We start from the raw sequence: 11,294 nt of genomic DNA, 5'->3' as shown, positions 1-11,294 counted from the left end.
ACACCCGTCTTTGCGGTAAAATTATGACCACATGATGGTATGTGAACGCTCACATACCGATGAGAGCCACATCAGCGTCGTTGCTCGGCAGCGTGACGTACCTCAGCTGAAGGGTCTGAGGCCAACACCTCCAGCATCCGGGCGGACGTATTGGGATTCAGCGCCACTGCACGACGCACCATCGAAGACAGCACCGTCGGGGCGCCCTCCTCACGCGTAGTTCCAAGCTCCCCCAGAAAATCCAGAGTCTCACTGTCCACTTCAGGATTCTGCGCCCCCTCCAGACGCATCTTCCAACTGGTGCGCTTGTTCTTCAAAGCTGTGTCGCGCACCTGCGGCACCGGATCTTTGGTCAGTCTTCCCACCAGCCAGTTTTTGCTGTCCTCATTGGCGGCCACCGCTTGCCTCACCGACGCATCAGGGTCCTCGGAAAGCTTGACCAGCACATTCGGGAACGGCATCTCAGTGCCGAGGAACACACGATCGGCCACCGGCGTATTGGGATTGCCCGCCACGGCTTCCAACAATGCGGTGGCACGGGAGAACGCCGCCTGATCGGCACGGTCAGGCAATGGACGACGAGCAAACTCGGACAGTTCCGCGGCGTCGGTGGAATGACGCAGATGCTCATAGGTGACAGTCAACGGCTCAAAGTCGGATTGCGGCTCGGCGCTCTCGTGTTCGGGCACTGGTACATCGGTTGCTGCATTGGTCGCTGCGTTGTCCTCGGTCATGGTCTCCAGCTTAGTCAGATACGGATTGGATAAGAATGGTTATGCGAGATATAAGCCTGACAGCATGAGATCCCTGTATGCTCTCACTGGCCAATCGGCACGGGAATATTGACCATCGCCCCCGGCTCAGGCACCACGGCGGCATTGAACATCTCACGAACACGTTCCTCGAACCGATCGCATTGGTCGGCAGGCACCACGGCGGTCAGCTGCACGTTCATCGTATACGATTCATTCTCCTGAGTGGCGCCGAGCTGGCCCAGCAGCTGCTGGAATCGAGCCAACTGCGGATATTCGAGATGCACCAGATATTGGCGGGCCGTCATGATGCGTGCCACTTGCGCCGATTTCAGCGCCAGTGACGCCGCCGACGAATAGGCGCGCACCAAACCACCCGATCCCAGCAGGATACCGCCGAAATACCGGGTGACAGCGACCACGCAATCGGTGGTGCCGGACTGTTTGAGCACATCGAGAATCGGCTTGCCTGCCGTACCGGACGGCTCGCCGTCATCACTCATGCGTTCCGACAGCCGTCCATCGGCACCGCCGCACACCGCAGCATAGGCCACATGACGGGCTTTGGGATGCTGCTCACGAATCGAGGCGACGAACGCAAGCGCTTCATCCAGATCATCGACGTGGGCGGCGTCACCGATGAACTCGGACTTCTTCTCGACCAGCGCATCGTGCGCGGGAGCGGAAGGCGAGTTGAGAATCGTCTGCATAGTTCACATCCTTGATGAGTTCCGCGAGTTGGTTCGATGAGCCCCGTGCGGCAGTTCAGCGCTCGGAGACGACGACGTTATAGTCCTCTCCGGCGAAATACGCCTTCAGACATGCGATCATCTGGCGGGTGAGCTCCTTGAATGCACCGTCCGTACGCCAGCCGACATGCGGCGTGAGCACGATGCCAGGTATATGGCAGACCGGATCCGAGGCCTTCAACGGCTCATGGTCAAACACGTCAAGGGCGGCGGGGATATCGCCGCGCTGCAACCTTGCGAGCAACGCGCCGGATGCGATGACTTCGGAACGCGCGGTGTTCACGAACAATGTGCCGGGGCGCAGATGATCGAGATTGTCGGCGGTGATGATGCCACGTGTGGCGTCATTGAGCGGCAGATGAACGGAAACCACATCGCTGGTTTCGATGAGCTCGTTGAGATCGTTCACCGGCGTGGCACCTGATCGTGCGAAATGTTCGGCAGGCACGTGCGAATTCCATGCGGACACCTCCATGCCGAAGGCCCGTGCGATGGAGGCCACGGTGGCACCGATGCCGCCCAATCCGATGATGCCCATACGACGGCCGGCCAATTGCAGACCGTCTCCACCAGCCCATGCCCAGTTGCCGTCCTTGACATCCTTATCCAACGTGCCAGTGCGGCGAATCAGTTCGAACAGCAGAGCGAATGTATGCTCCGCCACCGCATGATCGCCGTAATGTTCCGCATTGCATACACGAACCTTGAGTTCGCGTGCCAGATCGAGATTGATGTAGCTGGCCACTCCGGTACCGCAGAACACGATGCATTTGACATGGCCGGCGATGGCACGCAACATGCCATCCGAAATATGGTAGCCGCCTACCAGCAGGGCATCAGCTTCAGCGAGCCGCTCGATGAGTACGGTCTCATCCGAAGTGAACTCCTCGAACATGCGTACACGGGCTACATCCTTGAGCACAGGAAATTGCGCCTTGATGGGATCGATCATCGCCCCGAGTACGGCAGGCATGACCACCAGTGGCAAATCGGTGCGCTCGGGTTGGGTTTCGTAAATCTCGGTCATGGGCACCACCATAGGCCGGCGGTGGGAGAATCGCGGCGTGGTCATCTGCGACGCTCCTCGCCGCCCCACTTACTGCGCGGATTTGGCGGACTGCTCCTGAGTGATGTTCCATTCACGTACTACGTTCTGGTCGGCACCCATCGAATAGATGACATCCCAGATGCGCTGACGAATCTGCGCATCATACGATTCATCCCAACATGCGCCGATCGGGTGATCGGACGAGATCGGACACCACTGATACTTCCCCTGATGCACATTGGCGGTAGGCACCCAGTCGATGCGGTTCACCCGCCAGGAACCCTTGACGCCCTTTTTGCCGGCGAACTGGATACGCGCGGTGACGCCCTGATTGTTCACCAGTGTCTCCGGCGTATTCGCGGATTCGGTGACGGTATTGCCCAGACCGTAGACGATCCAAGTGCCGTTGTAATTTTCAATCGGCTGCGCGCAATGGCATCCCGCGCCATAGATCACGTCGAATGCACCGGTATCGGCCAGCTCGTGGGCCTCGGAAATCTGCCAGGAATCAGCGTAATCCAGATACTCCTGCACCGAATGCATGGCGATGGCCACGACGTCGGCTCCTTGTTCGCGAGCCTTGTTCGCCTTGTCCACCGCACGTTGGATGTCGCTGTCATGATTGGGATCGCCGGCCTCGCGCAGACGATCCACCTGCCAATCCTCATCGGCGGTCATGCCGTTGAGCGATACGGTTCCGGTGACCAGTCCCAGCTTGCCGCCACCGGTTGGCGAATCGATCACCAACGGTTCGGTGGATTCCGCCTCGGTTTTGTATGAACCGGTTTGAGCGATGCCGTCCGCCTCAAGCGTATCCCACAAGCGGGCGATGCCTTCCGCCCCCTGATCCCACGAATGGTTCGTGGCATGGGTGCAGGCGGTATAGCCTACGTTCTTGACCGCATCCGCGACCTCCGGAGGAATGTTGAAAATCGGATATGCGGCATAAGGACCTCCACGTTGGGCAATGGGGGTTTCAAACTCACATACGGCGATGTCGGAAGCCTGAATGTACTGCTTCATCGGTTCGAATAAGGGATCGAAATTGAAGGCGGTGCCATCCGTGGCATTGGGGTTGGGCCCTTGGAACTGGCTCCACAATCCTTCGTGGAACAGCAGATCGCCATTGACCAGCATGGCGATGCAGTCTGTATCCGGGCAGTCCGGTGAATTGCCGTGGTGTTCGACCACCGGCTTCGGGGCGGCCTGTTGTTTGTGCAATGCACTGTTCGACGCCATGCCACCGTCAGATTGCCGTGTATCGCCACTGCCGATGGGATGCGCGGCAAGCCACACTCCAGCGCCCAGACATACGGCAAGCGCAAGAATGAACACGGCAAGCAACGTCACACGACTGGTTCGCGTGGACATGGTCCGATGCTGCCCTTGACCGGAAATATGACTCATCGTTGACGCCCCTCTATCCTTACGGACTTTTGCCGAATGCTTTCGGCACCACTCTCTTCCAGTTAAGGATACCGCCCAACGGCAGATTCGCACCAATAGGCTGACCCATACATGCTGCCGGTACCGTGATGCGCCGTGGCGACGCGACATGACGATGCGCCGTGACAAACGCATCAGACCGCTGGACCTCAGCGAATTTATGCGTTATGCATCGACGTGGCGGAAATAATATCCCAGTAGAATCGTTGACTGGAGGCGGACGGACAATGGCGTACCTCCGGCTCCGTTACTTCACGCCATATCTATCGCTATCGACGCGACTATCACGATGAATCCCTTCATCTATGCACATCTATGCGGCAAGACGCCGGCAGACAAGGTCAATGCTCTCGTCCGTAGCCGTGGACGAGAATCGCAGATATGCCGGAGCACCATAGAATTCGCCTGGACTGGGCACAATACCGAGTTCGGCAAGTGCAGCCATATCGGTCCAGCAATCACCGGATTTGGCCTTCACCCACACATACAATGCGCCGGAGGGCATTGCGGCCTGATATCCGTAAGCGTTCAGCGCATCAACCAGACGAGACAGTCGTCTGCGGTAACGAATCCGCTGGTCACGCACCTGAGCCACATCCCTCAAGGCGGCAGCCATCGCCGCCTGAACCGGGCCGGGAATAATCTGACCGATCTGCTTACGGTATTCGGCCATTTCGCTCACCAGTCGATAATCGCCGACGATCACTGCCGTACGATAACCAGCCATATTGGACTGCTTGGACAGTGAATACAGCGCCAGAATCCCATCGGCCGATCCTTCACATACCTGAGGACTCAACGCACTGGGTGCAGCGGTAAGGCTGAACGCCTGGCTACCGGCGGCCGGTTCGTTGGATTCCACCGAGGCGGCACTGGCGCGCCAGTCCATCAACGCATAGCATTCGTCCGACAACACCACCGCTCCGATGCTGCGCGCCGCGGCGACGATGCCGGCCAGCCAGTCTGCGGTGATGATATCGCCAGTGGGATTGCACGGGGAATTCACCCACACGGCCCTGACTCCTGGCACGTGGACCCATGATTCCACATCAGCCACATCATCGACTTTCAGCACAGTGGCACCGGCCAGCTGCGTACCGATCTCGTACGTCGGATAGGAGATGCGTGGCTGGACCACCACATCCCCCTCGCCGAGATGCAACAGCGAGGCCATCAGAGAGACGCCCTCCTTGGAGCCGACAGTAGGCACCACAGCGGCGTTGATGGACTTCAGATCCACGCCGCGCAGGTCACGGAACCAGTCGTTCATCGCCTTCTTCAGTTCGGCGGTGCCGACAGTCACCGGATAGCCGTGAGCATTCGACGCATCCGACGCAGAGGCCAGCGCTTCACGAACCGAATCCGGAACCGGGTCCACCGGGGAGCCGGCGGACAGGTCCACCATGCCACCGGGCACTGCTTGAGCCGTCGCTTTGAATCCGGCGATACGCGACCAGTCGTACGGGGAGGAATATGCGTGGAAACCCATGGAAGCCCTTTCTTGTTCAACTCGTTCTTAAGATACGACAAACCCCCGGCCATACCGGCTCGGGGGTTCGATAGTGAGATAGCGGCGAGATGGCCGAGGGACATCACTGATTCTGCGGAGGCAGCGCAGCGACCTGTTCAGGGTCCTTGCCGATCGGGCCGGCTGCGGACGCACCGCCCAAATCGCCTACCTCTGCGAAGAAACTGACAGCAGCATCCTTGTACCAGGCCCACTCGTCCGGCAGATCATCCTCATAGAAGATGGCCTCGGTGGGGCACACCGGCTCGCATGCACCGCAGTCCACGCACTCATTCGGATTGATATACAGGGAGCGGGAGCCCTCGTAGATGCAGTCGACAGGGCACTCGTCCACACAGGCCTTATCCTTGACATCCACGCAAGGCTGAGCAACAACGTATGGCATGGAATCCTCCTTGAAAGTAACGCTGTGTCAATTCTAGGCCCGTGACCGGACGCCACCAGCACTCCCCCGCGCACGGATGCACGGACGCACTTTTCGCACGAATCGCACGGAACCATGCCCATATGAGGCCCTATAGCGTACTTTTCGCACGAAAAGTACGCAGAGAGGCCCAATTTCGGGGACTTTGCGCATTAATCGCGCGAAAAGTACGCTAAACGGCCGGCAGATCAGCCGTTGATGGCCTGATCGGTTTCGGCAGAGAGCTCTTCAGTCAGGTCGCCGGTGCCGAGACGGGCGTGACGGTAGCCGTAGCCGAAGTAAATGGCAAAGCCGACGACCAGCCACACCACGAAACGAATCCAGGTGAGCACGGTGAGGTTCAGCATGAGCCACAGGTTGGCCAGACCGATCAGAATCGGCACCCATGGGTTGCCCGGAATCTTGAACGCGCGCGGCAGATCAGGGCGCCTCTTACGCATGATCGGAATGGAGATGGCCACCAATGTGAAGGCGGAAAGCGTACCGATGTTGACCATATCGGAAAGCACGCCGATGTCGAACAGGGCGGCGACCAGAGCCACCACGACACCCACGGCGATCTGCAGGCCTGCCGGAGTGCCGTGCTTGCCGGTCTTGGACAGGCCGCGCGGCAACAGACCGTCACGGCTCATCGCGAAGACGATACGGGTCAAGCCGAGCAGCAGCACCATCACCACGGTGGCAAGACCCAGCACAATACCGAAGCTGATGATCTTCGCCGCCCAATTGGCGCCCACCAGCTCGAATGCGGTAGCCAAAGACGGACTGTCTTGCTGCGCCAGCTCCTTATAAGAGACCATGCCGGTGGTCACAATGGCCACAAGCATGTACATGATGATGATCAAGGCCATGCCCACGCCGATGCCAAGCGGCACATTCTTATGTGGGTCCTTGGTTTCCTCGGATGCAGTGGCCACCACGTCAAAACCGATGAAAGCGAAGAACACGAGCGCCGCGCCAGAGAGAATACCCGGAATGCCGTAGATGGAAGGCACCATGCCGGTGGCCCACTGCCACAGCGGCTGGCCCATCGCGCCAGAGACAGCCGTGGAGCTCTGTACGCTGGAAGCCGGTTCCGCAGGCGGAATGAACGGCGTGAAGTTGGAGGCCTTGACGTAGAAGAAACCTACGATCACCACAAAGAACACGATGGCGATTTTCAGCACGGTCATCGCACCGTCCACACGGGCACCGATCTTGGTGCCGAAGACCAGCAGCGTGGTGAAGAACGCCACGATGATAATCGGGGCGACATCGATGTGGAAGGAGCCGAACGTCAGGTTCGTGTTGGCATTCCATCCCATCAACCGCATGAAGTCGTTGAGGTACACACCCCAGTACTTGGAAATCACGGAACCGGCCATCAGCATCTCAAGAATGAGATCCCAGCCGATGATCCATGCCATGACCTCACCTACCGTGGTGTACGTGAAGGTGTAGGCGGAGCCGGCCACCGGAATCATCGAGGCGAACTCGGCATAGCACATCACGGCAGCGCCGCACACCACGCCTGCGATCAGGAAGCTGATGATGACGGCCGGGCCGGCGTGGAAGGCGGCGGCCTGCGCGCCGACCGAGAAGATGCCGGCGCCCACGGCTACGGCCACGCCCATGATGGATAGATCCCACCATGTCAGGTTGCGCTTGAGCTTGCGCCCTTCCTCACCTGTTTCGGCGATGGTCTGTTCGACGGATTTCGTGCGGAACAGTTGCATAAAGCCTTCTCTTTTCTCTCAAGCGCGCCCAGGCACGCAAAAAACATCGAGAAACGAGTATAGAAGAGGCCACGTGACTTGTCTATTACCTATTGGTAACCGCACTTCATCCCCGACTATGCGTCGACAGAAGATATGGAATCCGAAGATTTCCAGCTTCAGCGCTCCAGAACGTTGACGCAGACCGGCTCGGGCACCAAATCGATACCGAACGCATCATGCACACGCTGCTGCACCGCACGGGCCAACTGTTCGATGTCCGCAGCCGTAGCTCCCCCACGGTTGGTCAATGCCAGTGTGTGCTGAGTAGACAGGCTTGCCGCCGCATGGTCATCGGCTTTGAAGCCCTTATGGCAACCGGCGTGGTCGATCAGCCATGCCGCAGAGGTCTTGACACCCGGCGTGCCATCCGGCAGTTCGGCCGCAAAACGAGGAGCGTCCTCAGGCAGACGAGCAGCCTGATCAGCAGGCAGAATCGGATTCATGAAGAACGAACCGCAACTGTGGCGATTGTAGTCCGGGGCCGGCAGACCGTTCGGCTCAGGAGCGATGCTCGCACCCTCATTGAGTGCGAACAGACGTTTGAGATCCTTGAGGATGTTCTGCTCACGCTTAGTGCCGGCCATCGCATCCGATGCGTAGCGCGTAGGATCCTCCAGCATGCCTTTGGCGGCACGTACCTTGAGCACCGCATCGCGAATCGTTGCGGTATCCATACGGTCCCCGACCTCAACGCCAAGCGCCTTGGCGAGCTGTCCATAGCCCACTGTGCCTTGCTGCGAATGGGTCAAGACAAAGGTGACCGACAGCACCACGTAACGCGGGGTCGGGAAGAACTCATCGGCCGGCCGGCCGGGGGCCTGATACATACTGGATTTCAACGCGGAGGAACGGTATCCGAACTGCAGGTCAGCCGCCGTCATCTCGCTGGTGGTCTTGGTTTTCCGGTCCCATACCTCCACCGACTCCACCGATGTGGCCACTTCCTGCCCATATGCGCCGATGTTCTGCACCACCGAGGCACCGACTGTGCCCGGAATGCCCGAAAGCCCTTCGATGCCCTCCAGACCGAGCTCAACGGTAAACGCCACAAGATCATCCCAATTCACGCCGGCTTCGGCACAGACATGCACGGTACGGTCCCCGCCCTCGACCGGGGCGGCCTCATCCGGTACGGTGATTTGGCGGCGCGCGTCACGCACCACCACGCCGGCGAAGGGCTCGTCGGCAATCAGCATGTTCGAGCCGCCGCCGATCACTATAAGAGGCAGACCTTTGGAGTCGGCATCCTCCACAGCTTCGATAAGCCCGACACGCGTGGTCGGTTCGATGAAGTGGGCGATGGGACCGCCGACGCCCATGGTGGTGATATCTGCAAAGCTGGTCATGATGTTTATCCTACTGGTGTTCTAGACCATCATCGGGGGTTGACGCGTGGGTTCTTGGTAGGTGTTGTGCGACCGTGGGAATCATCGTGGGAATCATATAGGAGCGACACAGCTTTGAGACGGGAGCGGAAAAAACAAAAAACCCGACCGGATGGTCGGGTTTCGAAGCTTGATGCTCTGCGATCAACGGGTCTCGCGATGCAGGGTCTGCTTGCCGCAACGAGCGCAGAACTTCTTGAGCTCGAGACGATCGGGCGTGTTACGACGGTTCTTCGTCGTGATGTAGTTACGCTCCTTGCACTCGGTGCAGGCCAGCGTGATGCCCGGACGGATGTCGGCGCTCTTAGCCATTGTCATTCACCTCTGTGTTCTAGGTCTAATGGGCGCGCCCACCATATGGCGGGCGCAATTTGTAGCGAGGAAGAGGCTCGAACTCTTGACCTTACGATTATGAGTCGTACGCTCTAGCCAGCTGAGCTACCCCGCCAGAGAGCCCCGAGTGAGAATTGGACTCACGACCTCTTCCTTACCAAGGAAGTGCTCTACCACTGAGCTATCGGGGCGTGGCGGATAGTGGATTCGAACCACTGAAGCACGAAGCGGCTGATTTACAGTCAGCTCCCTTTGACCGCTTGGGAAATCCGCCAGTCTGTTTCCCATCTTGGTCTCACCACTTGGCTTGACCTCGTCAGGCAACTTGGCTATCTAAACATAGATTTCCCACTAATGCAAATCAGCACTGCGAAATCATCTACAAACCGTTGCAATAACAGTGTTTTCACGGCGTGTCGTTTCGTTGCGCAAAGCACCGGCTTCCGGTATCCATCGAGGTCCCGTTGCCGCGCGCTGCCGCCGGCACCACCCCACACGAGGTCTTCGCGTTTCTTATAAACGGCTCTTAAAGCCTGCAATAGCGCAGTTTGTCGGCATTTCACACAGCTTGCGCGTCATAACGGGGGACGGCATGCTTAAGACATGACTTCAGATCTTGTACATCATGGACAATCCTTCGATGATCAGCCGCTCGGCTTCGGCACGCTTGCCATCCATCTCGGCAACGGCATCGATGCGGAGACCGGCGCGATTCGTCGCCCGATCACGCTCGCCAACGCCTATGCCCTGCCATACGACCCGTCCGATATCAACTGGTCAAGTTCGGATGTGAATCTCTACACCCGCAACGGGCACCCGAATCAACGGTATCTGGAAGAAAAACTCGCCCGTCTCGAAGGTGCCGAAGACGCAGTGGTGCTCGCTTCCGGAGTCGCAGCCCTCGCTGCGACATTCACCACGTTCCTGAATCGCGGCGATCACGCGATCTTCTCGGACACCACCTATATCGCCGCCTACCGTCTGCTTAACCAGATCCTGCCGGAGAAGTACGGCATCGAGACCTCGATCGTGGACACTTCCGATCCGGAAAACGTGCGCGCCGCCCTCCGACCCAACACCAGGCTCGTACATATCGAGACGCCGGCGAATCCTACACTCAAGGTTTCGGACATCCGCGCCATCGCGCAAATCGCACACGAGGCGAATCCGGATATCCTGGTCTCGGTGGACAACACATTCAACTCGCCGTACAACGTGCGGCCGCTTGATCTGGGCGCGGATATCGTCATCGAATCGCTCACCAAATACATCAACGGCCACGGCGACGCGCTCGGCGGCGTGATCGCCACCACCAAAGCGCGTACCGACGAGATTCGATTCACCGCACAGGTGAACTTCGGCGGCATCATCTCACCGTTCAACGCATGGCTCATCAATCGAGGATCAGTAACGCTTCCCTTACGTATCCGCCAACACAACGCTTCCGCTCTGGCGATCGCTGAGCATCTGGAACGAATTCCGTCCGTGCGGTTCGTCTCATATCCGGGTCTTCAATCGCATCCGCACCATGACGTCGCCGTCCGTCAACTGGCGCGCTCGGATTCCGGATTCGGCGGCGTGCTGGCGTTCGGTTTGGACACCGACCACGAGGGCCACAATAGGTTCGTCTCCAAGCTCAATGTCATCACGTCGGCCGTTTCTTTGGGCCATGATGAAAGCCTCATCGTGTTCCTTGGCGAGGACGACGAACGCCAGTACCTGTATCCGCCGGAATTCCATCGCGGTTTCTTCCGGCTGGCCGTGGGGCTTGAAGACACGGACGATCTCATCCGTGATATCGACCATGCGCTCGTTGCGGCCGGGTTCGAGGTGTGACCTTCTCCAAAAAGCGATCAAAAAAAGCGATACTGC

At 58.8% G+C, this 11,294-nt stretch carries 10 protein-coding genes and 3 tRNA genes; 1 reads left to right on the top strand and 12 read right to left on the bottom strand.

Annotated features, from left to right (window positions below):
• Positions 1–71: 71 nt before the first annotated feature.
• The 12 genes from G1C97_RS00245 to G1C97_RS00190 all read right to left on the bottom strand — a co-directional run bounded on the left by G1C97_RS00245 (position 72) and on the right by G1C97_RS00190 (position 9,696).
• Positions 72–752 (bottom strand): AbrB family transcriptional regulator, encoded by a 681-nt coding sequence (locus G1C97_RS00245; protein ID WP_417852194.1) that lies wholly within the window; start codon positions 750–752, stop codon positions 72–74.
• A gap of 65 nt (positions 753–817) precedes the next feature.
• Entirely contained in the window at positions 818–1,462 is a 645-nt protein-coding gene (locus G1C97_RS00240; protein WP_100496323.1) for an IMPACT family protein, read from the bottom strand.
• Positions 1,463–1,517: 55 nt separating this feature from the next.
• Positions 1,518–2,528 carry a D-2-hydroxyacid dehydrogenase family protein gene (locus tag G1C97_RS00235; protein ID WP_100496423.1) on the bottom strand — a complete coding sequence of 337 codons (1,011 nt, stop codon included), beginning with the start codon at positions 2,526–2,528 and terminating at the stop codon, positions 1,518–1,520.
• Positions 2,529–2,597: 69 nt separating this feature from the next.
• A complete protein-coding gene (locus G1C97_RS00230) occupies positions 2,598–3,956 on the bottom strand; it encodes a CapA family protein (RefSeq protein ID WP_100496324.1) in 1,359 nt (452 codons plus the stop codon).
• Between the two features lie 352 nt (positions 3,957–4,308).
• Positions 4,309–5,484 carry a succinyldiaminopimelate transaminase gene (dapC, locus tag G1C97_RS00225; RefSeq protein WP_169240024.1) on the bottom strand — a complete coding sequence of 392 codons (1,176 nt, stop codon included), beginning with the start codon at positions 5,482–5,484 and terminating at the stop codon, positions 4,309–4,311.
• 103 nt (positions 5,485–5,587) lie between these two features.
• Positions 5,588–5,908, bottom strand: a complete 321-nt coding sequence (fdxA, locus tag G1C97_RS00220; RefSeq protein WP_003807898.1) for a ferredoxin — start codon at positions 5,906–5,908, stop codon at positions 5,588–5,590.
• 227 nt (positions 5,909–6,135) lie between these two features.
• On the bottom strand, positions 6,136–7,662 hold the full coding sequence (locus G1C97_RS00215; protein ID WP_169240023.1) for an amino acid permease: 1,527 nt from the start codon (positions 7,660–7,662) through the stop codon (positions 6,136–6,138).
• Between the two features lie 158 nt (positions 7,663–7,820).
• The gene (locus G1C97_RS00210; RefSeq protein ID WP_169240022.1) at positions 7,821–9,050 is read right to left on the bottom strand and encodes a UDP-N-acetylmuramate dehydrogenase; all 1,230 of its coding nucleotides are present in this window, start codon (positions 9,048–9,050) and stop codon (positions 7,821–7,823) included.
• Positions 9,051–9,233: 183 nt separating this feature from the next.
• Positions 9,234–9,401 carry a 50S ribosomal protein L33 gene (rpmG, locus tag G1C97_RS00205; RefSeq protein WP_165775840.1) on the bottom strand — a complete coding sequence of 56 codons (168 nt, stop codon included), beginning with the start codon at positions 9,399–9,401 and terminating at the stop codon, positions 9,234–9,236.
• A gap of 62 nt (positions 9,402–9,463) precedes the next feature.
• Positions 9,464–9,537: transfer RNA gene (locus tag G1C97_RS00200), tRNA-Met, on the bottom strand.
• Between the two features lie 4 nt (positions 9,538–9,541).
• Positions 9,542–9,613 (bottom strand) — tRNA-Thr (locus G1C97_RS00195).
• 1 nt (position 9,614) lies between these two features.
• Positions 9,615–9,696: transfer RNA gene (locus G1C97_RS00190), tRNA-Tyr, on the bottom strand.
• Between the two features lie 329 nt (positions 9,697–10,025).
• Between G1C97_RS00190 and G1C97_RS00185 the strand changes: the two genes are divergently transcribed.
• Positions 10,026–11,258 carry a trans-sulfuration enzyme family protein gene (locus G1C97_RS00185; RefSeq protein WP_169240021.1) on the top strand — a complete coding sequence of 411 codons (1,233 nt, stop codon included), beginning with the start codon at positions 10,026–10,028 and terminating at the stop codon, positions 11,256–11,258.
• Positions 11,259–11,294: the final 36 nt, after the last annotated feature.

It is taken from the genome of Bifidobacterium olomucense, assembly GCF_012932375.1.
Lineage (GTDB): Bacteria > Actinomycetota > Actinomycetes > Actinomycetales > Bifidobacteriaceae > Bifidobacterium > Bifidobacterium olomucense.
The sequence above is the reverse complement of the archived record's forward strand: the minus strand, read 5'-3'. Positions and strand labels throughout refer to the sequence as shown.